The organism is Noviherbaspirillum sp., assembly GCF_035254685.1.
GTDB lineage: Bacteria > Pseudomonadota > Gammaproteobacteria > Burkholderiales > Burkholderiaceae_D > Noviherbaspirillum.
This window is the reverse complement of the sequence record NZ_DATFAI010000041.1, coordinates 293,901-318,357: the sequence shown is the minus strand read 5'-3', so window position 1 is coordinate 318,357 and position 24,457 is coordinate 293,901. Positions and strand designations below refer to the sequence as shown.

The window sequence follows — 24,457 nt, the reverse complement described above, 5'->3', positions numbered from 1 at the left end:
CGCTTTATGCGGCAGCGGGGAGTCCTGGGCTCCCTGAAGAAAACCCCGAAGAAATTCCTAAGGGGTCGCTCATGGACATTTGTCGTTCCTACCCGACGGTCTCGATCGAGGTCGTGAGCACCCCGACCAGCGCGATCTTCTCTGCCGAATCGGCAAACCCGAGCACTGCATCTCCGCGCGTGAGCTGCCCCGCGTCCAGCAGGTGCGTCCACGCCGCCACTTCCTCGCCGCTGCCTGTTCGGCCCAGCCCCACACGGTACAGGGTCGCGATGAATTGTGTGTTGTCCAACGCGCCATAGCGCTGCTGCACTTCGCCCGAGCTCGCAAATTCGGCCGCAATGTCGCGCAGCGCTATGCCCGCCTCGCTGGCAGCAATCCAGTAGTTCAGCCCGGCCTGGTCCGGCGCGCGGTCGAACAGCGTGTCGTAAAGCCGCACCAGCGATGCCACATCGGTGGTGTTGAAGCTCTCGTCCACCGGCCTGCCCGCCTCAGCCGCCAGCTTCTCGGGCGAGTCGATGAACGACAGCACGACTCCGGCCCGGTCCGTTTTGCCCGACGTCAGCGCATCGAGCCAGAAGTTGCGCCCGGCCACGTCCGCCGTGCGCCCATGCACGCTGCTGTAGAGCAGGTCCACATACTGCGCATCGGTCAGGCTGCTATGCAGGTCTTGCGCTTCGGCGCTGCCGAGGAAGTTCACCGCAATGTCGTGCAGACTCATGCCCTGGCCGTGCTGGGTAAGCCAGTAATTGAGGCCGCCCTGGTCCGGGGCACGATTGAACAGCGCGTCGTACAGCCGGGTCAAGGTGCCAGTGGCGCTGGTGTCGGCCTGGGTGCCGGCAAAGCGCAGGGTTTCGATATTGGCCAGCGTATCGATCCCATCCACCCCGCCGTCGCGGTGTGTGGCGACCAGTTGGCCGTTCTCGACGCGCAGCTGATAGTCGGCGCGGCTGGCGCCGGCCAGGCGCACCACGTCGTTGCCGCTGCCGCCGTCAATAAAGTCGTTGCCTTCGCCGCCGAACACCAGGTCGTCGCCCTCGTCGCCGAAGATCTGGTCGTTGCCGCCTGCGCTGCCGACGGTGTCGTTGCCGGCGCCGCCATGCAGCACGTCGTCATCGGCGCCCAGCATGATGTATTGGCTGGCGCTGTCGCCCCAGACGTGCTGCGAGCCGTCGCCGCCGGTCACGTGAGCGGTGCCGACAATGGCGGCGAAGTCGACATGCTGCAGCTGGAGGGGCGTGCCATTGGGCAAGCTGCGGGCGTCAATGACCAGCGCCGTCGTTGCCGTGCCGGGCGCGGCCGGGGTGCCATTAATGACCAGCGGCGCGACCGGTGTGGTATTCGGTGTCACGGTGGGCACGATGGTTTGTACCAGCAGCGGGGTATTGGCCGACAAGCTGTGCAGGAAGTCAGTGCCACCGCCGGTCAGACTGGTCTGGTCGGCCGAGCCGGTGTTGGTATGCGCGTTGATCTCACGAATCAGGTCGGCCAGCGAGGTACCCGCACTCTTCGGCGCGGGGCTGCCGCTGGCCGTCAGGCCGAAGCCGGCCGGCACCTGCGCCGTCAACACGCTCGCGCCACCGGAGGTGACCAGCGGGATGTCGGCCACGGTGTTGTTGCCCACCGAATCGGTGCGGGTATTGGTGACGACCGGCACGGTAATGACTTGCGAGGGGGAACCGTCGGCGTTGCTGACCGTCGCAATCTGCAACTGCACGCCGTCGACCGTCGTGGTTGTCGGCAGCAGCACGACCGGGTCGGAAACCGGCGCGGCGGTCGTGTTCGTCACCGCCTTTGCCGCCAGTGCCGCCAGTTCGTTGCCGGCCGCGTCCAGCAGGTTGCTGGACGCCGCGGTCGGGTCGTAGTCGAACGTGACCGTCTGGCCGGATGCCACCGCCGAGGCCAGCGTAAGCGTCAGCGTGGTCGTGCCAGAACCGGCGACTGTATTGATCGCGTGGGCTGTGCCATTGACGGTGACCGTCATGCCGTCGGCCGTGCTGGCATGCACTTTCTCGGCAAAGGTGAACGTCACCGTCGCGCCATTGACCGTGGCGGTGCTCACCAGCGGTGCGGTGGTGTCGATGGTGAGCGCCAGGCCAGTCGACGCCACCGACAGACTACCTGCGGCATCGCTTGCCTTGGCGGTGAGCGTATGGTTGCCTTCGACCAATGCGCTGCTGGTGACGCTCCAGTTGCCGGAACCGTCAGCAGTGGTCGTACCCAACGTCGTCGTGCCGTCGGTGTCGTACAGGGTGACTGCGGCGCCGGCTTCGGCGGTGCCGGTGATGGTCGGCGTGGTGTCGCTGGTGATGCCGTCGGTGCTGGAAATGCCACTGTCGGACGCAGCCGCCAGCGCTAGTGTGTCCGGTGCTGTCGGCGCAGTCGTGTCGATTGTGAGCGCCAGGCCAGCCGACGCGGCGCTGATGTTGCCCGCGGTATCGGTTGCCTTGGTGGTGAGCGTATGCACGCCCGCACCCAATGCGGTGCTGGTAATGCTCCAGTTGCCGGAACCATCGGCAGTAGTCATGCCCAGTTCCGTTGTGCCGTCCGTGTCATAGAGCCTGACCTTTGCGCCAGCTTCGGCGGTGCCGGTGATCACCGGCGTGGTGACGCTGGTGATGTTGTCGGTGGCGGAACTGCCCAGGTCCGAGGCGGCGGCCAGGTCGGGGGTACCCGGCGCAGCGGGCGCGGTGGTATCAATGGTTACCGCGAAGCCGGCTGAGGCGCCGCTCGTGTTGCCGGCGGCATCCGTGGCGGTCGCGGTGAATGTGTAGTTGCCGTCGGCCAGCGAGGTGCCGGAGTAATCGTAGGTCCAGTTGCCACTGCCATCGGCCGTGACGGTCCCCATCGCCCCCATGCCGGAACGGTAGAGCATGACTGTGCTGTTGGCTTCGGCGGTACCCGACAGGGTCAATGTGGTGTCATTGGTGATGCCGTCGGCGGTGCCGGAATCGGTGGAGATTGCCGTGATCGCCGGCACTGCCGGCGCGGTGGCGTCGATGGTGACGACCAGGCCGGCGGAAGTGGCGCTCACGTTACCGGCTGCGTCGGTCGCTTTGGCGGTCAGCGTATGCGTCCCCTCTCCCAATGGGGAGCTGGTGATGCTCCAGCTGCCGGCGCCGTTGGCGGTCCCGGTGCCGAGGAGCGTGGTACCGTCGCTATCGTAGAGCGTGACCGTGGCGCCGGCTTCGGCGCTGCCGACAAGGACCGGCGTGGTGACCTTGGTCAGCCTGTCGGCGCTGGAGACGCCGCTGTCGGATGCAGCCGTCAGCGCTAATGCGCTCGGCGCTGCCGGGGCGGTGGTGTCCACCAGCACCGCCACGGTGGAGCCGACGCCATTGAGGGTGGTGACCAGGTTATTGCTGGCGACATCGCGTACCGTGTTGCCGTTCAGTGCGAGCGCGCCCACGGTGATGCCGCTGCTGTCATTATCGCCCGCCTGCACCGTGTAGCGGTACGTGATGCTGTTGGCCGTGCTCGACAGGTAGGATGCCTTGCGGACAACGCCGCCCACATCCAGCGCCAGGGTCGAATCGGTGCCGGTGACCGTGACGTTCTCCGACAGGTGGACGGTGAAATCGAGGTCCTGGCCTGCCTTGTAGCTGCCATTGGCCGGCACGCTCACCGAGGTCACGGTCGGCGCGGAGGTGTCGACCAGGATGCCGGCCGTGCTGGGCAGATGGCCGCCAAGACTCAGGTCGGCGCTGTTGCCAGTCGCATCCTGGATGGTGCTGGTATTGAGGCTGATAGTACCCATTGCAATGCCGTCGGCATCGTCATCGCCGGCCTGCACGGTGTAGCGATAGGTAACGCTGTTGCCGGTTTTCGACAGATACGCTGCCTGGCGCGCGGTGCTACCGATGGTCAATCCCAGCGTGCTGTCAGTGCCGGTAACGGTGACGTTGTCGTCAAAGGTGAGCGTGAAATCGAGCGAATCCCCGAGCACGCGCAGCCCGTCGTTCGGCACAGCAATGTTGCCCGTCACTGCAGGCGCAACACCGTCGATATTGACCGCCGCAGTGGACCCGACGCTGTTGAGCGTGGGGTTCAGCGCATTGCCCGCCACATCGGTAATGGTCGCGCCGGAAAGCGCGCCGACTGCAATGCCGTCGGCATCGAGGTCGCCGGCCTGCACGGTGTACTTGTAGACCAGGGTCGAGGCGGTGCTTGCGCCGGCATCGAAGGCAGCACTGCGGGCGGTGGCGCCGACGGTCAAACCGAGAGTGCCGCCGGTCGTGACCGCCACGTTCTCGGAGACATTGACCGTGAACGCCAATGTATCGCCGACCTTGTAGGTGGCGTTGGCCGGCACGGCGACCGAGGTCACGCTGGGCGCCGCCTGGTCGAGCGTGTAGCCCTGGCTGGTCACGGCGCCATCATTGCCGGCGCTGTCGGTGACCTTCAGTTTGAGTGTGTTGCTGCCGCTCAGGGTGACGCCGTCCCAGAGCAGCGTGGTGCCGCTCACCTTGGAAGTAATATCGGTCCAGGTAGCGCCGTTGTCGAACGAGCCGTAGACAACGTCGCCTGCTGCCAGGCCGCCGCTTAGGTTCCCGGAAATCGTCTGCGCGGCAGTCTTGGTCGTGAAGTCGGTGCCCGACGTACCCGTGTCGGCCGACAGACTCAGACCACTGAACGTAATCGTCGATGCGATGTTATCGAGCACGTAAGACTGGCTGGTTGCCGTGCCGCTATTGCCGGCGGCGTCGCTCACTCGTACCTGCAGCGTGTTGCTCGCTGTCAGGGTACGGTTGATCGTCCAGGTATTTGCACCCACGCTCGTCGTGGCAGTCGCCCAAGTCGCGCCGTTGTCGAGCGACACTTCGACGATTTCGCCGACCGCCAAGTTCGCACTGGTAGTGCCGGAAATCGTCTGGGCTGCGATTCTGGTAGTGAAGTCGGTGCCGGACGTGCCGGTGTCGGCCGAGAAGGCGATCGAAGCAATCGTCGTCGTCGGTGCGGTGGTGTCAATGGTGATACTCAGCCCAGAGGACGCCGCACTGATATTTCCCGCGGTGTCGGTAGCTTTGGCGGTGATCGTATGCGCCCCTTCGCTCAGGGGGTTACTGGTGATTGACCAACTGCCGCCGCCTGCCGTGGCCGTGCCCAGCACGGTGGTGCCATCGGTGTCATACAGCGTCACCGTCGCATTCGCTTCCGCCGTGCCGGTAAAGGTCGGCGTGGTGTCGCTGGTGATGTTGTCGGTGCTGGATATGCCGCTGTCCGTACCTGTCGCCATGTCCGGTGCCACTGGTGCTGCGGGCGCAGCGGAGTCAATGGTGATCGATAATCCCGAGGATGCGGCGCCGGTCACGCCCGAAACGGTCGCCTTGGCAGTGACCGTGTGAGCGCCGGAACTCAATGTGCCGCTGGTGATGGTCCAGACGCCGCCTGTGGCAGTGGTGCTGCCCAACGAGGTTGTGCCATCCGTGTCATATAGCGTCACTGACGCGCCGTCTACGGCCGTGCCGGTAAAGGTCGGTGTCGTGTTGCTCGTGATGTTGTCGATGCTGGAACTGCCGGTATCTGTAGCTGCCGTCATGTCCGGCGTGCCGGGCGCGCTCGGTACAATCGAAAAGGTGCCCTGAATCTTCGATGCCGCAATTCCCGCCGTTCCGCTGGAGAAGCCGGTCTTGGCGGCTTGACCGCCACCTCCCCCGGCACCGAAGTTACCGGTCGAAAGCGACGAATTCGTCGCGGCGTCGAGGATCAGCGTGCCACCGGCATTCCAGATACCGCCGACACCCGCTCCACCGTTGCCGCCGTTGCCGCCGGCGCTGTAGGCAGAGTCCCCCGCACCACCGCCACCGCCACCGCCGGCAGCGATGTTGTTGGTCACCGAGCTGTCAGTAATGGTGAGCGTGCCGGTGTTGTAGATACCGGCTGCGGCATCGCCGCCGCGCCCGCCCGCACGGTCGTAACCTGCGCCGCCCCCCCCACCGCCAATACTGATGGTTCCGTTGGTGGCGGTGCCGCCGGCGCCGCCGGCAGCGTACGCACCATAGAAACCGCCATTGCCGCCTATGAGAGATCCGCCGCGCCCGCCCATGTTGCTTTGGCCGGCACCGTTGCCGCCCCAACCTGAAGACGGGGCGGTTGGGGAATGATACAAGGTCATCGTGCCACCGAAACCGCCGGGGGTAGTCCCGAAGCCGCCGCCGCCGCCACCACCGCCGCCGCCGCCGCCTTGACTGCCGCCCCCGCCGCCGCCAGCCGCCTTGTTGGCGGTGATTGTGCTGTTGGTGATGGTCAGCGTGCCTGCATTCCGGATGCCTGAGCCAAGCGCATCGCCGCCGGCACCTCCTGGCACCCCCTCTCCGACATTGCCGCCATTGCCAGTGACGAACCCGTTGCTGATGGTGATGTTGCTGATTGCGACGCTACCACCGGTGATATTCAGGACACGCGCGACGTTGTTGCCGCTGAGGGTAAAACCGCCGCCCACGATGGAGAGCGTCTGCCCGTCAGTGACGTTGATGGCTATCGTGTCGTTGGCGGCGGAGAGTGTAATGTTGCCCAGCAGCGTGATCGTATCGGCCTGGCCATCGGTGCTCGCTGCCGCGATCGCAGAATTCAGTTCGGCGACAGTCGACACGCTCGCCGTGTGCAGGGCGAACGCGTAGCCGTCAAGATCCGTCTGACGTAGTACAGGCATAGATTCCACAGTGCCGGTACTGATCTCCAGCTCCCAATCGCCCCGCCCTGCGCCGCCGGTGGCGTCGTTCGATGCAGCGACGTCAGCACCAGTGGCCTCCGCCAACGCGGTCACGAAAGTCGCACCCTGTTCGCCGGCACCGACATCGCAACCGTACAGAAGGATATCGCCTTGTTCACTCAGTGCCGCGCCAATCGCCTGCAAGGCTGCTGCATGCTGCTCAATATTGCCGATATGCAGAGGACCGCTGCCCAACAGCAGCACGCCCTCGTCGCCGTGCGACACAATGCTGATGGACGCGACATCGTTCTGGCCTGCCAGTGCTTCGGCGATCTGTTGCACGCCGTCCTTGGCGGGGTCGAGCAAAACGACCCGCACGCCAGGCTCGGCAGCGCGCATGAGAGCGTCGAGGTCCGGCACACGGCTATCGATGAAGAGGAATTTGGCGGACGATTCCGCCTGAGCGCCGGTGGCAAGGCTGATGGCAGGAGTAACCTTTTGATCCGTTTGCCCAGCCACGCTGCTGCCAATGGCGGGCAGCACATCAGATGTTGCGTCATTCAAGCTACGAATCATTTTCAGGCTCCCTTCGAGGGTGGCGTCAAGCCATCAGCGGTTGTAGTTTTATTTGTTTTGTTACTTGGTCTTTTCGTCTTGCCGCAGGCGGATGACATTTGCCTCGCTTCCCGCGCCGTCCTCCCAGAACGACAAGGATGCGTATTGTCGGAATAAATCCGGCGGCAGGATGGTGCGGCGCGCTTCGACGCCGACCTTGCGCCGCACCCGGTGCAGGCCCGACACGCCAAGTGCCTGGTCAAATTCCGGTGCGTCATACTGGACGTTGTTGAAATCGTGCTCGAACCACGGCTCGCCGATGAAGTCGTAGACCAGTCGCAGCACTTGCTCCGGTGATTGCGTCAGCAAGTCGTAATCGACCACCAGGACCGACTTTGCCTGTTCGCCGTAATAGGCTTCCTTTAGCGCCGACCAGGCAAAACCGACCAGGCGGTTGCGCTGGGCGAGCGTGTCGACCCGGCTGGCCACCGTGTTGCGCTCCGTGTCGTCATTAAAGAGCCGGGTGTTCTCATAGGGATTCGCACGGTACAGCCGCTCCAGGCTGTCCATGATCCACGCAACATTGCGCACGCAGGCAATGATTTTTGCGTCGGGAAACAGGTCCAGCAGCGCGGGGAGCTTTGCGCACCACAGGCGATTGGTGTCGAAAATGACTTCTTTGTCCTGCTGATCGGCGTAGTAGCTTTCGAACAGGCCGCGTGACAACCGTTGCCGCTGGCTCTTGCTCAGTACCGCCCCGAATTCGCTTCCTGCACTAAATTGCTGCAGCATGGCGGTGAACAGGCTTCCGACCGGGCTGGTCATCCCTGCATGAAAGCGCGGGTTCTGCAGCAGCAACGCGGACAGCAAGGTTGAGCCCGACCGCGGCAACCCGGAAATGAAGTGAAATTTTTGTGGCATAAGCGTGCTGCTGAAAAATCGTTTAAAGACCGGGTTTCACAACATGAAGAGTGGAGTGGGCCCTTGCGCGAGGCGAGCTTGTGCGGGAAATGCTGCATCCCGATGACTTCGTCTTAATTGCCCAAATAGCGCGCACGAATGAACCGGTGCAGCTTCTCCGTACTTTCCGTGAGAGTGAGCTCCTCGGTATCAATCACCAGATGCGGAGCGAACGGCGGCTCATAAGGCGAGGAAATGCCGGTGAATTCACCGATTTCGCCAGCTCGCGCGCGGCGGTATAGGCCTTTCACATCCCGCGTTTCACATGTTTGCAGCGAGCATTTGCAATAGACCTCGGCATACGATTGCTCGCCGAGAATGTCGCGGGCCATCAAGCGGTCGTCACGCAAGGGCGAGATCAGCGCCGCAATGACTATCCATCCTTCGTTATTGAAAAGCTTCGCCACTTCAGCTACCCGCCGGATGTTTTCCCGTCGTGCAGCCAGATCAAAGCCGAGATCGCTGCACAGGCCGGAGCGCATCTTGTCTCCATCGAGAACCATTACCCGGCACGCCTTTTCGGACAGCACCCTTGCCAGCGCCTGCGCGAGGCTGGACTTTCCGGCTCCCGACAATCCTGTTAACCAGATCGTGAATGCGGGGTGTGAAGCGAGACAGGTTGTTGATGATTGGTGCACGCTAATCCCGCCCTCTTCGAGGAATGTAGGTTGCATCGGTTATAGGCAATTCATTTAGCGCCGTTCTCTATCCGGAAATTTGGAATGGTCGCCTTGTACGTCGTGAAGTCGAACAAAGCTTGCCCTAAGTGCTGCCAGGGCTAGCAACGCTAAATACCGAATCCGAAATTGATTTAAAGCAAAATTGTAACAAAAAGTATATAACAACTAAATACCATATGTGTGCTATGGTCTTTGGATAGATGTGGCTCCATCCTTACCTTACGGCCGGGTCAATTGCAGGCGAAATTGCCTTTGAACGTTTTGCTGCGACGACTCCGTTTTCTAACGCAATGATCAGTTTTGCTAAGGTGCGAAGCCAAATTTTGGGAATTTTCTGTCTTGTGGAACTTCAAGTTATTCCCACGCGGAGCACGCAGTCGAGCCCTTCCCGAACCACATCGACCCGACGGTCGGTACTGCTCAGCTCAATTGCAACTTGGGGATACCGACGCATAAAGTCTGGTAGCTGCGACAGAACCAGATTGCGGGCAATTCCAAGCGGCAGGTCAACCTGCAAACACCCTCGTAGCTCAGCGGAATCGGAGCGGAACAACCCTTGAGTCACATTTGCGAGCCGCAAGAATGTGAAATCGCGACTGTTTCGCCAGTAAACGACCGAAAGACGTAATATCAGTCCCATTCGTATAAGCAGAAATTGGGCTTTCACCATATGCACATCATCTACACCCCCGATCACCATCTCCATCGCGGCCAACTCGAGTTCTTCCGTGGCGAACTCGTCCCCTGCTTCGAAAAACCCGAGCGCGCCGATTACGTCTTCAAAGCCGTCAGCGATCACAACATCGGGCCAATCTCCGCGCCAGATAGCTTCCCGCTTACCCCCATCGAACGCGTGCACGCGTCACGTTATCTGCGCTTCCTCGAACGCGCATGGGACAACTGGACCGCCCTCGGCAACACACGCGATGCGATTCCTGCGGTCTGGCCGATTCGCGGATTTCGGCATGACGTCGAGCCGGAGAATTTCATCGCGCAGCTCGGCATGTATTCCTTCGACAGCGGTACGCCGCTTACTGCGGGAACGTGGCAAGCGGCGCGGCTTGCGGCAGAGGTGGCGCTGACGGGGCAGCGGCGCGTTGCGGAGGGCGCGCGTGCGGCATTTGCCTTGTGTCGTCCGCCTGGCCATCATGCAGGGACGGATTTCCTCGGCGGATATTGCTTCATCAATAATGCGGCGGTCGCGGCGCAGGCGTTTCTTGACGGCGGCGCTTCGCGTGTTGCGCTGCTGGATGTCGACTATCACCACGGCAATGGCACGCAATCGATCTTCTATGGTCGGGCCGATGTGCTGTTCCAGTCCATCCACGGCGATCCGAAGACGGAGTATCCATTCTTTCTCGGCTATGCGGATGAAACGGGAGTCGGGGAGGGGCTGGGGTTCAACCAGAACTATCCGCTGGCAGCGGGCAGCAGCAACGAGCAGTGGTTCGCGGCGCTGGATGCCGCATGCGAGCGCATCCGGGCTTATGCGCCGGATGCGCTGGTGGTGTCGCTGGGCGTGGATACGTATGCCGGTGATCCGATTTCGAAGTTCAAGCTGGATGAGCCGGAGTACTTGCGGATGGGCGCGCAACTGGCGGGGCTCGGATTGCCGACGCTGTTCGTGATGGAGGGCGGGTATGCGGTGGAACAGATCGGAGTGAATGTGGCGCAGGTGCTGCGCGGGTTTCGGGATGCCGCTGGTTGACTCTGCCTGAATACCTGTCTTCAGCGATAATCAGGCTATAGAAGTTGTTCGCCTATCGTTGATCAAATAGTTTTCCCCGCCATGCCCACCCGCCTTCCCGTCGAACTCTCCAAAGCCTACCGTCTTCTCAACCACGGCCCGACAGTGCTGGTCAGCAGCGCACACGGCGATGCGAAAAACGTGATGGCTGCGGCCTGGTCGATGCCGCTCGATTTCTCGCCGCCGAAAATCGCGGTAGTCATCGACCGTGCGACGCGCACACGCGAGCTGGTGGAAGCATCCGGCGAGTTCGCGCTGAACATTCCGTCGCGTGAAATGGCGCAGGCGGCGCTGCAGGTGGGTTCGGAATCAGGGCGTGACATCGACAAGTTCCGCGCGCATGGATTGATGACCTTTGCCGCTGAAAAGATCGCGGCGCCTTTGCTCGAGGGCTGTCTTGGCTGGCTGGAATGCAGGGTGATTGCGGAACCGCATATCCAGAATTGCTACGACCTGTTCCTCGGCGAGGTGGTGGCGGCGTGGGCTGACCCGCGCGCGTTCAAGGGCGGCCACTGGTCCTTCGAGGAGGGCTGCCCGCGCAGCATTCACTACATCGCCGGCGGCAATTTTTTCGAGACGGGCGCGGCGTTCGAAGTGGACAAGATGTAAAGAAAAATCTGCATGCGCCATGCAGGAAAATAATTTTTCAGAGTGCTACACTGGACACGCGCCTCGCGCAGGTCGAGGACATGCCGAAGCCGGCGGCATCCTGGAAAAATAATAATCGTGCGTTCGGGCGTGCAGGCCCGGGCGCTGTGAATCCGGCGGGGCCAATTCAGCTCAGGAGAATCGTGAGAGACGCTGCGACACCCTCCGGGATCGACGCCGAGCTCGAGAAATATCGACGCCTGTTCCGCTCGATGCCCGACTATGCGACGTTTTCCATTCTGAAGACGGGCGAATTCATTGATGTGAATCCGGGCTTCGAACGGCTCATCGGCTATCGGCGCGAGGAGGTGATCGGGCGCACCGCGGCGAGCATCAACCTCTGGGTGTATCCCGAGCACCGCGCGCAGATCGTGGCACGCCTGCAGCAGGTTGACGAGATGTCGATGGAGACGCAGTTTCGCGACCGCGGCGGCAATATCTACGACGTGTCTGCTTCCATGGCCATCTTCAACATGAACGGCGAGGCCTTGCTGGTGGCGACGGCGCGTGACGTGACCGCGCGCAAGCGGCAGGAGCAGGAGCTGGAGGAGTATCGCAACAGGCTGGAAAAGCTGGTGGAGCAGCGGACGACGGAGCTGGAATCGGCGATGCAGAAACTCAAGGATCTGGCGTCGCATGACGAGCTGACGGGCGTGGGCAACCGGCGTGACCTGAACACGCACCTTGACCAGGAATGCGCAACGTTCAGACGTCTCGGCCTGCCGTCCAGCATCGCGGTATTCGACCTCGACAACTTCAAGGAGGTCAACGACCGCTACGGCCATGCAACGGGCGACGAGGTGATCAAGGCGTTTGCGCAGATCATCCGGCGTGAAATGCGCGCGGTCGATTATGTTGCGCGTTTCGGCGGCGATGAGTTCGTGCTGCTGCTGAAGGGTATTACGGCTGACGCAGCGCAGGTGCCATTAGGGCGCATTCGCGAGGCGGTGCTGGGACATCCCTGGTCGGCGCTGGTGCCTTGCGCGGCGCTGACGACGTCGATCGGCGTGGCATCCTTCCATCCTTCCGAATCAGCGGATGATACCTTCCGCCGCGCGGACAAGGCCTTGTACCAGGCGAAGCTGCAGGGGCGCAACCGGATTGTGGTGGCGGGCGAGCCTTAGCGGCATGCCGTCTACGAACGTTGCTCGGCAGGGCTTTCTTCTAACGCAGGTGGTGATGGCCGCAATGCCGCCATCACCACGAGGCGTATCAATTCCCTGTTCACTTCCGCTTCTTCCCGGCAGGGGCGGCGAGGCAGGAGGCCTGCCTCGATCGCTTTCTTGATCGCCGCCTGCAGCATTTCATCAGTGACGTTCATGGCGTGCCTCATTTCGGGAATGCCGACCGTGCTCAGATGACGGCGTTGGCCTTGGCAATTTGCATCGGATTGACGTCGAGCTTGAACGGGCCGAAGCCGGCACCGATCACGCCTACATTGTTCAGCGCGTTGACTTCGATGTCCTGCAACTGGGTGATGTTCTGGTTCACGTTGACATTGACGTTGGCGAAGGTGCCGAGGTCGGTGGGCAAGGCATGGCCGCCGTGGACGGCGGACATGGCCTTATGGTCGAGTTCACGGGTGCGTTCGAGGTCGTGGATAGCGAGGGTCGACATGGTGGTTCTCCTTGATCTGGTGCGGGAGGTGGAGGCGCGCAGCCTCCACCGCTCTGTTGCTGATTAGCCGAAGTTGATGGTGTTGGTGCCGTTCTGGGTCGGCTTGACGTTGGCGGTGATGTTGTTCGCGAAGGCGACGTTGTTGCCGTTGTTGACAATGGTGTTCTGCGACTGGCCAAGCGATTGCGAAGCGTTGAAGTTGAAGTCGTTCTTCATGACGTCGATGTCGGGGCCGTAGAACGACGGCATGTACATTGGTGAGGTCATTGAGTACTTGCCCATGCCCATGCCGCCGTGCACGGTGGCCATGGCTGCGCGGTCGAGTTCTTCGGTGCGGGACAGGTCTTTGATCATCAAGGTTTTCATTGCGTTTCTCCTGAAAGGAATTAAAAAATATCGAGTTGGTGTAGCGCGTTTTCGTTGCGCTCGACAGACATACAGCAGGGAGCGTGCCAGTTGTGCCGACATAGGGGCATCTTGGCTGTAAGCCTTTGAAGAGAAAGGAGAATTTTGATTGCGGCTGGCCGCGCTGCGGCGTCAGCTTGTCAGTCGTTCAAGCCCTATTGGCGGGTCAGCGCCAACAGCTTGTGCGTGACTGTTTGTTTTGGTGCGACAGTTGAAATGAGACTGGCCCGGCAGTCGCACGGGCCTGCCCGATCAGGCTTTGATCAGGCTTTCGCCTTGACCTGCGGGTTTAACAAATTGGCAGGGCGACCGCCCGTGAGGGCCGCGATCAAATTGCTCGCTGCCGTGTTGGCCATGCCGCGTCGCGTCGGCTCGGAAGCGCTGGCGATGTGCGGCGTGAGTACTACATTGGAAAGCGACAGGAAGCCGGGATTGAAACGCGGCTCGTTCTCGAACACGTCGATGCCGGCTGCAGCGATCCTTCCCGCACGCAGGGCTTCGATGAGCGCCGCGTCGTCGACGATGCCGCCGCGCGCGATGTTGACCAGCGTTGCGCTCGGCTTCATCAGTGCGAGTTCGGTGGCGGTGATAGTGTGGTGGGTGGCGGCGGAGTAGGGCAGGACCAGGATCACGTGGTCGGACTGGCGCAGCAGGTCGTCCTTGCTCACATAGCGCGCGTTGTTGGCGGCGCGTTCCAGGTCTTCGCTCAGGCGCGAGCGGTTGTGATAGAGCACCTGCATGTTGAAGCCGGTCGAGCGGCGGGCGATCGCCTGGCCGATGCGGCCCATGCCGATGATGCCGAGCGTCGATCCATGCACGTCTGCGCCGAGGAAGGAATCGTAGCGCCATTTCTCCCATTTGCCGGCGCGCAGCCAGTGCTCGGATTCGGTGACGCGCCGCGCCGTTGCCATCATCAGCGCCCAGCCGAAATCGGCAGTGGTTTCATTGAGCACGTCGGGCGTGTTGGTCACCATGATGCCGGCTTGCGTGGCGGCGTCGAGGTCGATGTTGTTGTAGCCGACGGCCATGTTGCAGATCGCGCGCAGCTGCGGGCACGCGGCGATTGTTGCGGCCGATACGCGCTCGCTCGGCGTGGTGAATACGCCGTCCTTGTCCCGCAGTCTCGCCCGCAGTTCTTCTTCCGTGTAGATCCTGTCTTCCTGATTGGACTCGATCTCGAAGTACTGCAAGAGGCGCTCGAGGACGTCCGGGAAAACGGCGCGCGTGACGAGGATCTTTGGCTTGCTCATGGCGAAGGCGTTTCAGGGTGGAGTGATTGCTCAAATACTACCAGAGCCACCACGCGGGCGTTATAGGGGTCCACGGAAAACACGGAAAGCACGGAAACGCTGAAGGTGCGGAAGATTTTCGTGTCTTCCGTGGACAAGCTTTTCGGTGCCGTCGATGATCCGTTTGCCCTTCATCCGAGCACACTACCTTTCTGCGGGGCAGAACCAAGCGAAGCAACCACGGTGGCAAGGCCGAGCGCGCTCGCGCCGATCACGAACAGCATCGTGAATGAATGCGTGGTTGCATACAGCGTCGCCATCACATGCCCGCCGGCTGCCTGCAATACCGAATAGGAGAAGGTGAGCAGCGCCCAGTTGCGCTGGTGGCCGCCGATGCCGGCGATTTCAATCACGCGGCCTGATACCACCGCGCCCATGCCGGGCGACAGGGCGCCGACCAGCAGCGAGGAAGCGAGCAGTGCGACGGTGGACGTTGACACCAGCGGCAGCGCGACCGCCGCGCCCTTGATTGCGAGGCAGCCGATGACGGTCTTGCGGAAGCCGATGCGGTCCGCAATGAGGCCGCATACCGGCGGGCCGAGCGCTGCACCGAGGCCGAACACCACCCAGTATGCGCCGCCGGCGGAAACCGGCTTGCCGAGGCCGTGCACCAGGTATTCCACCCAGAACACGGTATGCGGCAGGTAACCGATGGCGTCGAGCGAATAGGCGACCAGCAGCGCGAGCAATGCGCTCCGCGGCAGCATCCGGCCTTGCGCCGGACGGGCATGGCTCTGGCCGTGGGTTTCCATCTGCGGCTTGCCATACTGCGGCCATGACCACAGCACGCACACGCCGATCATGGCGGCCAGCGCGAACCAGGCGAGCGGTAGCTGCGCCGCGCCGAACGCCGGGGCTGCGAAACCGGACAATACGACGCCCCAGCCCACACCGGAAAACATGATGCCCGCCGCCTTGCCGCGTTGCGCGACCGGAAGCTGGCCGAGGAGATGGGGCGCGGCGAGGATCATCAGCAGCGCGCCGGAAACGCCGGCGAGGAAGCGCCAGCCCCAGAACCAGGCCAGTCCGAGATCGATGCCGCAGGCGGCGAAGCTGAGCAGCACGCACACCATAGCGATGCGAACCACGCGCACCGTGCCGGCCTTCAGTGCGAGACGATGCGCGATCAGCGCGCCGAGCAGGTAGCCGATCAGGTTTGCTGCTGCGATCTGGGCCGCGCCGCCGGGCGAGGCCCAGCGTGCGTCGATCATCAGCGGCAGCAGCGCGACATAGGAGAAACGGCCGAGGCCGATGCCGATCAGCAGCGCGCACATTCCGGCTGCGGCAGCCGGCAGCCAGGGCGAGGAAGCGGGTTTGTTCATGCGTTGTTGTCAGGGGCGGCGGCCAAACCTCTCCTCAATGTGCTGCGTTGCAGGTCATGTCTTTTTTCACTTGCTGGTTGCCGGTGCGCGCTTGAGCAGCGCGCCGATCTCGCCCACGATGCCGCGGCGGAAGGCCAGCACGCAGAAGATGAAGATCAGTCCGGTGACGATGGTGACCGATTCGCCGATCGCGTTGAACCATTCGATGCTGGTCGCACGCGCAAGCCAGGAACCGAGGTCGCCCAGCTTGTTTTCCAGCGCGATGATGAGCAGTGCGCCGACGATCGGGCCGGCGAGCGTTCCCAGTCCGCCGACCAGCGTCATCAGCACCACGAGGCCCGACATCGCCCAGTGTACATCGGTCAGCGTTTCGAAGCCGAGCACGACCGTCTTGGTCGCACCGGCAAGGCCGGCCAGCGCGGCCGACAGCACGAAGGCCAGCAGCTTGTACCTGTCGGTGTCGTAGCCGAGGGAAACACCGCGCGGCTCGTTGTCCTTCACCGCTTTCAGCACCTGGCCGAAGGGCGAATGCACGGTGCGCATGATGAGCGCGAAGGCGGCGATGAAGATGGCCAGCACCACGTAATACATGGTGAGGTCGTTGCCCAGGTCGAGCAGGCCGAGCAGTTTGCCGCGCGGTACGCCTTGCAGGCCATCCTCGCCGCCGGTGAAAGGCGCCTGCAGGAAGACGAAGTACAGCATCTGCGCCAGCGCCAGCGTGATCATGGTGAAGTAGATGCCCTGCCGGCGGATGGCCAGCATGCCCATCAGCAGACCGATCAACGCGGCGAAAGCGGTGCCGAGCAGCAGGCCCGCTTCGAAGGGCAGCCCCATCGATTTGAGTGTGTAGCCGGCGACGTAGCCCGCGCCGCCGAAGAAGGCGGCATGGCCGAAGGAGAGCAGGCCGGTGAAGCCGATCAGCAGGTTGAAGGCGCAGGCGAACAGCGCAAAGCAGAGCACCTTCATCAGGAACACCGGATAGGCGACGAAGGGCGCTGCCAGCGCCACGGCGAGCGCGATTGCATAGGCGAGTTTCTTGTTCATTGCAGATTCCTTTTCACTTCTCTTTGCCGAACAGGCCGGCAGGGCGGATCATCAGGACGATGGCCATGATGATGAAGACGACTGTGGCCGACAGTTCCGGATAGAACACGCGCGTCAGGCCTTCGATCACGCCGAGCCCGAGGCCGGTGACGATGGAGCCCATGATGGAGCCCATGCCGCCGATCACCACGACGGCGAACACCACGATGATCAGGTTCGATCCCATCAGCGGCGACACCTGGATGACAGGCGCGGCCAGCACACCGGCAAAGGCGGCCAGCGCCACACCGAAGCCATAGGTCGCGGTGACCATCAGCGGCACGTTGATGCCGAAGGCTTCCACCATCTTCGGGTTCTCCGTTCCGGCGCGCAGGTAGGCGCCGATCCTGGTCTTTTCGATCACGAACCAGGTGGAGAAGCAGACCACGAGGGAGGCCACCACCACCCAGGCGCGATACCTCGGCAGGATCATGAAGCCGAGATTGAACGCGCCGCCCAATGCTTCCGGCACGGAATACGGCTGACCGGATACGCCATAGAAGGAGCGGAACAGGCCCTCCAGCAGCAGCGTGATGCCGAAGGTCAGCAGCAGGCCGTACAGATGGTCGAGCTTGTAGAGATGGCGCAGCATGGTCTTCTCGATGATGACGCCGCCGAGGCCGACCACGACAGGCGCGAGGAGCAGCATCAGGAAGTAGTTCAGCTCGAAGTAGGAGAGGCCCATCCAGGCGAGGAAGGCGCCGACCATGTACAGCGCGCCGTGCGAGAAATTGATCACGTTGAGCAGGCCGAAGATCACCGCGAGGCCGAGCGAGAGCATCGCGTAGAACGAGCCGTTGACGAGGCCGAGCAAAAGCTGGCTCAGCATCGCCTGCAGGGGAATACCAAAGATTTCCATACGAAGTACCTTAATGTGTCCGTGTGCCGTGTACTGTGTCCGCGGATTGTTTATACGCCGAGCAGCTCGTTGAGCACCGGCATCATCACGTCGAGCTTTTCAGAGGGGAAGTGTTCGACGATCTGGCCGTGCTCCATCACATAGAAGCGGTCCGCGAGCGGCGCCGCGAAGCGGAAGTTCTGCTCCACCATGACGATGGTGTAACCCTTCGCCTTGAGCGTCGTGATCATACGCGCGAGCGCCTGCACGATCACAGGCGCGAGGCCTTCCGAGATTTCGTCGAGCAGCAGCAGCTTCGCGCCGGTGCGCAGGATGCGGGCCACCGCGAGCATCTGCTGTTCGCCGCCCGACAGGCGCGTGCCCTGGCTGGCGCGGCGCTCGGCGAGGTTGGGGAACATGTCGTAGATTTCCTCGACCGACATGCCCTTCTCCGTCTTCGACACCATCGGCGGCAGCATCAGGTTTTCTTCCGTGGACAGCGAGGAAAAGATGCCGCGTTCCTCGGGGCAGTAGCCGACGCCGGCGTGCGCGATCTTGTAGGTCGGCAGCGCGATGGTTTCGCGGCCGTTGATGCGGATCGAGCCTTTCCTGCGGCCGGTCAGGCCCATGATCGCGCGCAGGGTCGTGGTGCGCCCTGCGCCGTTACGGCCGAGCAGGGTGACGACCTCACCCTGCTGCACCGAGAGGTCGACGCCGTGCAGGATGTGCGATTCACCGTACCAGGCATGCAGTCCGGTGATGTCGAGTGCTTTTGTATTCATTGGAACCACGTTCTGAACATGAGGGTGGACGACGGCATCCATCAGTGCGCTCCTTCCAGTGCTGCGCTGGCGCTGCCCATGTAGGCTTCCATCACCTGCGCATTCTGCGAGACTTCCTGGTAGCTGCCTTCGGCGAGGATGGCGCCGCGCTGCAGCACGGTGATGCGATCGCAGATGCCGGACACCACCGCCATGTTGTGTTCCACCATGAGGATGGTGCGGCCCGCAGAGACCTGCTTGATCAGCTCGGTGACGCGGCTCACGTCCTCGTGCCCCATGCCTTGCGTCGGTTCATCGAGCAGCATCAGTTCCGGTTCCATCGCCAGCGTGGTGGCAATTTCCAGCGCACGCTTGCGGCCATAGGGCAGATCGACGGTCATGGTATCGGCGAACGTCTCGAGATCCACTTGCGTGAGCAGGTCCATGGCGCGCGCATTCAGGCGCGACAGAGTGCGTTCACTCTTCCAGAAATGGAAGGAGGTGCCCAGCGCGCGCTGCAGCCCGATGCGCACGTTTTCCAGCACGGAGAGATGCGGGAAAACGGCCGAGATCTGGAAGGAACGAATCACGCCCTGGCGCGCGATCTGCGCGGGTTTGGCCTGCGTGATGTCGCGCTTGTTGAAAAGGATGCGGCCTGTCGTCGGCGTGAGGAACTTGGTGAGCAGATTGAAGCAGGTCGTCTTGCCAGCACCGTTCGGGCCGATCAGCGCGTGAATGTGGCCGCGCGTGACCTGCAGGTTGACATTGCTGACGGCGGTGAAGCCCTTGAACTCCTTAGTGAGGTCCTGCGTTTCCAGAATGAAGTCAGTCATCCATTCTCCTGTTGGCTTGTGTGTCTGTGTGTGGTCCGGACAGGCATGTCCGGTTCATTGTTTTAAGCGGATGGACAAAAGTCTTTCGACAGTATTGAATCCTCTCGTTTCAAATCGTCGTTCCTGCGGAGGCGGGAATCCATAAGCCGGTTGATGGAACAGGCTTGCTATGGATTTCCACCTGCGCGTGAACGACGGGGAGAGGAGGAAGCATTGCGCAGGTAACAGCCCGCCTGCCAAAGCCCATGTGTCATCGTCAAAAAGACTCTTGTCCCCCTTTTGGTTTTTTTAGTGCGGAACCCCGGGTGCAACAAGCGTGCCATCCCATGCGCACCGGCAATCACGGCCGATGACGAAAACGCCGACAGCGGTCGCTGCGCGTGCCGCCTCCGAATGGGCCAAGGCTGTCGGCAGCATGATGTCCGATGAAGGATGCCCGTCTTTTGAGCGTGAGATAACGATAGGCAACTTCATGGCGCGTGTACTTGCCGTGAACACTCGCGATGGCAACTACTGTCTTTTGCAAACACAGTTGACCGGCCATGCGGAAGACATATTGCTGTCTTTCGAGTGAAGATGCGGGCTTTTGGGCGTGGAACAGAATTTGCTGACAGGCAGGTCGAGCACTCGCTTCCCTTGGAAAGCGTGCCGACATTGATGAGGAATGTGCGAGACCGATCCGCACCATTCCTTCGGACCAGCCACACTTGTTTTGATACAGGAAAACGGAGAACGACCTATGAAGCGCATCTTAAGCACGACCCTCACCGCTGTTGCGGCGGCCACCCTGTCAGCCCACGCCGCTGCACAGATTTCGGATGATGTCGTCAAGATCGGCGTGATCGTTGACAAGACCGGCGTGTATTCCGCCAACGGCGGCCCCGGCGCGGTCAGGGCAGTCGAAATGGCCGTCAAGGATTTCGGCGGCAAGGTGAACGGCAAGCCGATCGAGATCGTCAATGCGGACTATCAGAACAAGGTGGACATCGCGCTGTCGAAGGCGCGCGAATGGATCGACCGCGACAAGGTCGACATGATCATCGAATCGACCGACTCCGCGGCGGCGATCGCGATGCAGAAGCTGGGCGCGGAGAAGAAGCGCGTCATGATCTTCGCCGGCTCGGCCAGCACCGCGCTGACCAACAAGGAATGCTCGCCCTACGGCATCCACTACGTCTATGACACCTATGCACTGGCCACCGGCACCGGTCGCGCGGTGATGCAGGAAGGCGGCGACACCTGGTTCTTCATTACCGCGGATTACGCCTTCGGCCATTCGCTGGAGAAGGACACGACCCGCGTGATCAATGAAATGGGCGGCAAGGTGCTCGGCAGCGTCAAGCATCCGCTATCGGCGTCGGACTTCTCGTCCTTCCTGCTGCAGGCGCAGGCATCGAAAGCGAAGGTGATCGGCCTCGCCAATGCCGGCAAGGACACGCAGAACTCGGTGCGTCAGGCCGCGGAATTCGGCCTGACCGCCGGCGGCCAGAAGCTGGCGACGCTGCTGGTGTTCGATACCGACATCAAGGGCCTTGGCCTGAACGCCGCGCAGGGGCTGCTGTTTACCACCGGCTATTACTGGGACTACAACGACGAGACGCGCAAGTGGTCCAAGCGTTTCTATGACATCCACAAGGCGATGCCGACCATGATCCAGGCCGGCGCGTATTCGGCGACCATGCATTACCTGAAGGCCATCCAGGCCACCGGCACCGACAACGCCGAAACCGTCATCAAGAAGATGAAGGACACCCACATCAACGACTTCTTCGCGAAGGACGGCATCATCCGCGCCGACGGCCGCATGATCCACGACATGTACCTGGCCGAAGCCAAGAAGCCGAGCGAGTCCAAGGGTGAGTGGGACATCATGCGCATCAAGCGCGTGATCCCGCGCGATCAGGCCTTCCAGCCGCTGAGCGAGAGCACCTGCCCGCTGGTGAAGAAGTAATCCGCGCGACGGACGAAGCTGCGCGGCATGCACGCAGCTTCGTTTTTTCGCCGGCATGACATGCGGTGCCCATCATGAACAATCTTCACACCAAACAACTGGTCCGCGCCTGGCTGCAACGGCGCCAGGCGCACCCCGAACCGCCGCCGGAGCTGGAACAGATTCGGCGCGAGGTCGGCTGGGCCGCGCAGGAAGAAAAGCCGGAGGTTCCGGCGCCAGGCCCGGAAGAGCGTGATGTGCTTATCGCATGAGCGCTTCGCCGCGCGGCCACGCTGCAAGTCCGACGCGGATTTCCTACAATATTTGCATCATGAAAACCTGTCCTGACCATGTCGACCATGAATGACAAAGACCGCCGCAAGGCGCCCGGCGTGCTGCTGGTGCTGAACGATGTCGTCAAAGACATGGAGGATGAATTCAACCGCTGGTACCAGGAGCAGCATCTTGGCGACCGGCTCGGCATCGACGGCTTCCAGCGGGCGCGCCGCTACCGCTCGGTGGACGGACAGCCAAACTACATGGCGGTCTTCGATTGCCGTTCGATCGACGTGCTCGGCTCGCCTGCCTACCAGCGCCGCCTGGCCAACCCGACTGACTGGACGAAGAAGGTCATGCCGTGCTTTCGCAACATGCAGCGCTCGGCCTGCCGCGAAACCTGGTCGACCGGCGAGGGCACCGGCGGCAGCGCCATCGTCGTGCATTGCAAGCCGGTGCAGGGCAGGGAAGAAGACGCGCGTCGCTTCATCAAGGACCAGTTCGGTCCGGGCCTGATGCTCTCCAGCTGCACGGTGCGCATATCCCTGTGGGAAGCCGATCAGGCAGTGACGGACATGCCGAGCCATGAAGCAGTGCTGCGCGGCGTGCAAGACAGCGTGGCGGACTGGGTACTGTTCGTCGAATGCTACGACCTGGGCCAGATGGCGCTGGCGCTGCACACGCAGATCCTCACCGGCGAAGGCGCAAAGACCGGCCTCCTGCTCGGCTCCTGGATGCGCTACCAGCTCATCTGCGAACGCATCGCACAACGCGCAGCGGCGTGAGTGTCGTTACGCGGATGATCGGTCCACAAAAAATACTCGGCATGTTCGATGAAGGACGAGGAAAGATTTCCTGGTTTTCTTTCGTGTCTTTCGTGTTTTTCGTGGACAAAAAATATCGCCGCTGCACCGGCTCGCAGCTTGAACCGGCCTTGACGGCCTGAGCCTCGGCATCAAGCAATGATTTGCTTGTCCACGAAAGACACTCGGCGTGCCCCACGAAAAACACGGAAAATCTTCTGGTCTTTCGTGTTTTCTGTGTTTTCCGTGGACAAACCTAAGCCGCCATGCCCAGTTTCTTGTACAGGTAGGCGCGCGAGATGCCGAGTTCTTCGGCGACTTTCTTCTTGTTGCCGCCGTGCTTGAGCATGGCGTCGCGGATCATCACGTTTTCCATCTCTTCGATCGCGTCCTGGATCTTGCCGCTGGCGGGGCGCGATGGTGCAACAGGCGCCGGCTTTTCGACTAGACCTTCCGGGATCGGGCGGAAATTCTGCAGCGTGATTTCCGGCCCGTCGCAGAAGATGGCGGCCTTCTCCACTTCGTGCAGCAGCTGACGGACATTGCCCGGCCAGGGCAGTTCCTTCAGGTAGTCGTAGACGCGCCGGTCGACGCGCTTGGCCGAGGTGTGGTGACGTTCCGCGAAGGCCACAAGGAAGCTTTGCACCAGGTCGGGAATGTCTTCCGGGCGTTCGCGCAGGCTGGGCATGTGGATGGTCACACCGCTGATGCGGTAATACAGGTCGAGACGGAATTCGCCGTTGCTGATCATCTCCTGGAAATTGCGGTTGGTCGCGCAGATCAGGCGGAAATCGGAGTGGCGCGGGCGGTCGCCGCCGACGCGCTCGAACATGCCGTCCTGCAGCACGCGCAGCAGCTTTACCTGGATCTCCGGCGGCATGTCGCCGATCTCGTCGAAGAACAGCGAGCTCTGGTCGGCCTGCTCGAACTTGCCCTTGCGGCCTTTCTTTTCCGCACCGGTGAAGGCGCCGGCCTCGTAGCCGAACAGTTCGCTCTCGACCAGGCTGCTCGGCAGCGCTGCCGCATTGACGAACACCATCGGGTTTTCATTGCGCGGGCTGAGCGCGTGCATCGCATGCGCGGCCAGCTCCTTGCCGGTGCCGCTTTCACCGACGATCAGCACAGGCACTGACAGCGGGGCGACGCGCAAAATATCGGCCTTCAGCTGACGGATGGCATCGCTGTTGCCCACCATTTTGTCCAGGCCAAAGGAGCGGCGCTTCAGGCCGGACAATTCATTGCGGTAGAACTCGACTTCGGAACGCAGCTTGGCGACTTCGCCGCTCAGTTCGAGCACGGTTTCCGGGCCCTTGAACATCACGCGGCCGAGCGCGCCCAGCGTCTTGCCGTTTTCGACCAGTGGAATGCGTGCCACCACGCGGGTCACGCCGCCCATCTCCTGCAGCTTGCCGATCTCGGCCTTGCCGGTGCGCACCACCTCGTGCAGGTTGGTGTTCTCGATCACTTCGGTGACGTGCTTGCCGACCGCTTCGCCACGCTTGATGCCGAAGAACTTTTCATGCACCGGGGGAATGAACTGGATGCGCGCCTGGTCGTCCACCACCACCATCGACTCGTAGGGGTTGTTCAAAAAATAATCAAACACCGCCTGCGCGAAATCCACGCTGGAAACGAATTCGAACAGCGTGGAGCCGCCTTTGGCAGGCTGGATCAGGAAAGCCGTGGCATCGGCGCTGCTGCGGTAGCTGGCGATGAGATCGGGGTCGCCTTCGAGCGCAATCATGCCGCGGTCGGAGGCTTTTTCCTTGAACTTTTGCAGCAGGGCAGCGCGAGTTGCCGGGTCGCAAGCATATCCGGTCTGGCAAATAATTTCGTGTTGCCGATTCAGCACAAGCATGCCGAAGTCGGGCAGCTTTTCGTTCACTGCAGTCATCGTGTGTCTTTTGAAAAAACAGATTTCATTCAATGCATTGTCTCTCAAAAAGACATTCCTTTCAGCGTACAGGTTCAATTGCGGCAAGCCCGCCTGCCGCCCGGCATCGAATGCGAGCGGCCAGCAGGGCGTAAATCGCCATACGGTGCTGTATTGCGCGGGATCGG

General features: G+C 62.0%; 21 protein-coding genes. 7 read left to right on the top strand and 14 right to left on the bottom strand.

All coding sequences use genetic code 11. From position 1 onward, the window contains the following. Nucleotides 1-88: 88 nt before the first annotated feature. The 4 genes from VJ698_RS19070 to VJ698_RS24635 all read right to left on the bottom strand — a co-directional run bounded on the left by VJ698_RS19070 (nt 89) and on the right by VJ698_RS24635 (nt 9,484). The gene (locus VJ698_RS19070; RefSeq protein WP_324104385.1) at nt 89-7,225 is read right to left on the bottom strand and encodes an Ig-like domain-containing protein; all 7,137 of its coding nucleotides are present in this window, start codon (nt 7,223-7,225) and stop codon (nt 89-91) included. A 60-nt stretch (nt 7,226-7,285) separates the two neighbouring features. Beyond that, on the bottom strand, nt 7,286-8,125 hold the full coding sequence (locus tag VJ698_RS19065) for a sulfotransferase (RefSeq protein WP_324104384.1): 840 nt from the start codon (nt 8,123-8,125) through the stop codon (nt 7,286-7,288). Between the two features lie 113 nt (nt 8,126-8,238). After that, a complete protein-coding gene (gene cysC / locus VJ698_RS19060) occupies nt 8,239-8,838 on the bottom strand; it encodes an adenylyl-sulfate kinase (RefSeq protein WP_324104383.1) in 600 nt (199 codons plus the stop codon). Nucleotides 8,839-9,193: 355 nt separating this feature from the next. Continuing rightward, entirely contained in the window at nt 9,194-9,484 is a 291-nt protein-coding gene (locus VJ698_RS24635) for a LysR substrate-binding domain-containing protein (RefSeq protein WP_414691191.1), read from the bottom strand. A gap of 30 nt (nt 9,485-9,514) precedes the next feature. Between VJ698_RS24635 and VJ698_RS19050 the strand changes: the two genes are divergently transcribed. The 3 genes from VJ698_RS19050 (at nt 9,515) to VJ698_RS19040 (ending at nt 12,363) form a co-directional block, all read left to right on the top strand. Beyond that, the gene (locus tag VJ698_RS19050) at nt 9,515-10,552 is read left to right on the top strand and encodes a histone deacetylase family protein (protein WP_324104382.1); all 1,038 of its coding nucleotides are present in this window, start codon (nt 9,515-9,517) and stop codon (nt 10,550-10,552) included. Nucleotides 10,553-10,633: 81 nt separating this feature from the next. Further along, nucleotides 10,634-11,200 carry a flavin reductase family protein gene (locus VJ698_RS19045; protein WP_324104381.1) on the top strand — a complete coding sequence of 189 codons (567 nt, stop codon included), beginning with the start codon at nt 10,634-10,636 and terminating at the stop codon, nt 11,198-11,200. Between the two features lie 182 nt (nt 11,201-11,382). After that, on the top strand, nt 11,383-12,363 hold the full coding sequence (locus VJ698_RS19040) for a diguanylate cyclase (protein ID WP_324104380.1): 981 nt from the start codon (nt 11,383-11,385) through the stop codon (nt 12,361-12,363). 11 nt (nt 12,364-12,374) lie between these two features. Here the strand turns inward: VJ698_RS19040 and VJ698_RS19035 are convergent, their stop codons facing one another. The 9 genes from VJ698_RS19035 to VJ698_RS18995 form a co-directional block, all read right to left on the bottom strand. Beyond that, complete coding sequence (locus VJ698_RS19035) at nt 12,375-12,560, bottom strand: hypothetical protein (RefSeq protein ID WP_324104379.1); 186 nt, start codon at nt 12,558-12,560, stop codon at nt 12,375-12,377. Between the two features lie 32 nt (nt 12,561-12,592). Next, nucleotides 12,593-12,856 (bottom strand): hypothetical protein, encoded by a 264-nt coding sequence (locus VJ698_RS19030; protein ID WP_324104378.1) that lies wholly within the window; start codon nt 12,854-12,856, stop codon nt 12,593-12,595. A gap of 63 nt (nt 12,857-12,919) precedes the next feature. Then, complete coding sequence (locus VJ698_RS19025) at nt 12,920-13,222, bottom strand: hypothetical protein (protein WP_324104377.1); 303 nt, start codon at nt 13,220-13,222, stop codon at nt 12,920-12,922. 302 nt (nt 13,223-13,524) lie between these two features. Next, a complete protein-coding gene (locus tag VJ698_RS19020; protein WP_324104376.1) occupies nt 13,525-14,511 on the bottom strand; it encodes a D-glycerate dehydrogenase in 987 nt (328 codons plus the stop codon). 170 nt (nt 14,512-14,681) lie between these two features. Further along, nucleotides 14,682-15,872, bottom strand: coding sequence for a YbfB/YjiJ family MFS transporter (locus tag VJ698_RS19015; protein WP_324104375.1), 1,191 nt, complete (start codon nt 15,870-15,872; stop codon nt 14,682-14,684). Nucleotides 15,873-15,938: 66 nt separating this feature from the next. Further along, nucleotides 15,939-16,916 (bottom strand): branched-chain amino acid ABC transporter permease, encoded by a 978-nt coding sequence (locus VJ698_RS19010; protein ID WP_324104374.1) that lies wholly within the window; start codon nt 16,914-16,916, stop codon nt 15,939-15,941. A gap of 13 nt (nt 16,917-16,929) precedes the next feature. Continuing rightward, nucleotides 16,930-17,814, bottom strand: coding sequence for a branched-chain amino acid ABC transporter permease (locus VJ698_RS19005; RefSeq protein ID WP_324104373.1), 885 nt, complete (start codon nt 17,812-17,814; stop codon nt 16,930-16,932). Nucleotides 17,815-17,864: 50 nt separating this feature from the next. Next, on the bottom strand, nt 17,865-18,575 hold the full coding sequence (locus VJ698_RS19000; RefSeq protein ID WP_324104372.1) for an ABC transporter ATP-binding protein: 711 nt from the start codon (nt 18,573-18,575) through the stop codon (nt 17,865-17,867). 41 nt (nt 18,576-18,616) lie between these two features. Continuing rightward, nucleotides 18,617-19,387: an ABC transporter ATP-binding protein gene (locus tag VJ698_RS18995; RefSeq protein WP_324104371.1), complete on the bottom strand. Its 771-nt coding sequence runs from the start codon at nt 19,385-19,387 to the stop codon at nt 18,617-18,619. A 349-nt stretch (nt 19,388-19,736) separates the two neighbouring features. On the opposite strand from VJ698_RS18995, the gene VJ698_RS18990 reads away from it, so the two are divergent. From VJ698_RS18990 to VJ698_RS18975, 4 genes are all read left to right on the top strand, one after another. Continuing rightward, nucleotides 19,737-19,961 (top strand): hypothetical protein, encoded by a 225-nt coding sequence (locus tag VJ698_RS18990; protein ID WP_324104370.1) that lies wholly within the window; start codon nt 19,737-19,739, stop codon nt 19,959-19,961. A 165-nt stretch (nt 19,962-20,126) separates the two neighbouring features. Beyond that, nucleotides 20,127-21,338, top strand: coding sequence for an ABC transporter substrate-binding protein (locus tag VJ698_RS18985; RefSeq protein ID WP_324104369.1), 1,212 nt, complete (start codon nt 20,127-20,129; stop codon nt 21,336-21,338). A gap of 74 nt (nt 21,339-21,412) precedes the next feature. Then, nucleotides 21,413-21,589, top strand: a complete 177-nt coding sequence (locus tag VJ698_RS18980) for a hypothetical protein (protein WP_324104368.1) — start codon at nt 21,413-21,415, stop codon at nt 21,587-21,589. Between the two features lie 87 nt (nt 21,590-21,676). Beyond that, the gene (locus VJ698_RS18975) at nt 21,677-22,378 is read left to right on the top strand and encodes a hypothetical protein (RefSeq protein WP_324104367.1); all 702 of its coding nucleotides are present in this window, start codon (nt 21,677-21,679) and stop codon (nt 22,376-22,378) included. Between the two features lie 274 nt (nt 22,379-22,652). Here VJ698_RS18975 and VJ698_RS18970 read toward each other — a convergent pair whose 3' ends face one another. Then, the gene (locus VJ698_RS18970) at nt 22,653-24,290 is read right to left on the bottom strand and encodes a sigma-54 interaction domain-containing protein (RefSeq protein ID WP_324104366.1); all 1,638 of its coding nucleotides are present in this window, start codon (nt 24,288-24,290) and stop codon (nt 22,653-22,655) included. Nucleotides 24,291-24,457: the final 167 nt, after the last annotated feature.

Excerpts from the sequence above, each read along its gene's own strand:
- VJ698_RS19070 (WP_324104385.1), bottom strand. The coding sequence starts at position 7,225 with ATGATTCGTAGCTTGAATGACGCAACATCTGATGTGCTGCCCGCCATT.
- VJ698_RS19065 (WP_324104384.1), bottom strand. The coding sequence starts at position 8,125 with ATGCCACAAAAATTTCACTTCATTTCCGGGTTGCCGCGGTCGGGCTCA.
- cysC (WP_324104383.1), bottom strand. The coding sequence starts at position 8,838 with ATGCAACCTACATTCCTCGAAGAGGGCGGGATTAGCGTGCACCAATCA.
- VJ698_RS24635 (WP_414691191.1), bottom strand. The coding sequence starts at position 9,484 with ATGGGACTGATATTACGTCTTTCGGTCGTTTACTGGCGAAACAGTCGC.
- VJ698_RS19050 (WP_324104382.1), top strand. The coding sequence starts at position 9,515 with ATGCACATCATCTACACCCCCGATCACCATCTCCATCGCGGCCAACTC.
- VJ698_RS19045 (WP_324104381.1), top strand. The coding sequence starts at position 10,634 with ATGCCCACCCGCCTTCCCGTCGAACTCTCCAAAGCCTACCGTCTTCTC.
- VJ698_RS19035 (WP_324104379.1), bottom strand. The coding sequence starts at position 12,560 with ATGAACGTCACTGATGAAATGCTGCAGGCGGCGATCAAGAAAGCGATC.
- VJ698_RS19030 (WP_324104378.1), bottom strand. The coding sequence starts at position 12,856 with ATGTCGACCCTCGCTATCCACGACCTCGAACGCACCCGTGAACTCGAC.
- VJ698_RS19025 (WP_324104377.1), bottom strand. The coding sequence starts at position 13,222 with ATGAAAACCTTGATGATCAAAGACCTGTCCCGCACCGAAGAACTCGAC.
- VJ698_RS19020 (WP_324104376.1), bottom strand. The coding sequence starts at position 14,511 with ATGAGCAAGCCAAAGATCCTCGTCACGCGCGCCGTTTTCCCGGACGTC.
- VJ698_RS19015 (WP_324104375.1), bottom strand. The coding sequence starts at position 15,872 with ATGAACAAACCCGCTTCCTCGCCCTGGCTGCCGGCTGCCGCAGCCGGA.
- VJ698_RS19010 (WP_324104374.1), bottom strand. The coding sequence starts at position 16,916 with ATGAACAAGAAACTCGCCTATGCAATCGCGCTCGCCGTGGCGCTGGCA.
- VJ698_RS19005 (WP_324104373.1), bottom strand. The coding sequence starts at position 17,814 with ATGGAAATCTTTGGTATTCCCCTGCAGGCGATGCTGAGCCAGCTTTTG.
- VJ698_RS19000 (WP_324104372.1), bottom strand. The coding sequence starts at position 18,575 with ATGAATACAAAAGCACTCGACATCACCGGACTGCATGCCTGGTACGGT.
- VJ698_RS18995 (WP_324104371.1), bottom strand. The coding sequence starts at position 19,387 with ATGACTGACTTCATTCTGGAAACGCAGGACCTCACTAAGGAGTTCAAG.
- VJ698_RS18990 (WP_324104370.1), top strand. The coding sequence starts at position 19,737 with ATGACGAAAACGCCGACAGCGGTCGCTGCGCGTGCCGCCTCCGAATGG.
- VJ698_RS18985 (WP_324104369.1), top strand. The coding sequence starts at position 20,127 with ATGAAGCGCATCTTAAGCACGACCCTCACCGCTGTTGCGGCGGCCACC.
- VJ698_RS18980 (WP_324104368.1), top strand. The coding sequence starts at position 21,413 with ATGAACAATCTTCACACCAAACAACTGGTCCGCGCCTGGCTGCAACGG.
- VJ698_RS18975 (WP_324104367.1), top strand. The coding sequence starts at position 21,677 with ATGAATGACAAAGACCGCCGCAAGGCGCCCGGCGTGCTGCTGGTGCTG.
- VJ698_RS18970 (WP_324104366.1), bottom strand. The coding sequence starts at position 24,290 with ATGACTGCAGTGAACGAAAAGCTGCCCGACTTCGGCATGCTTGTGCTG.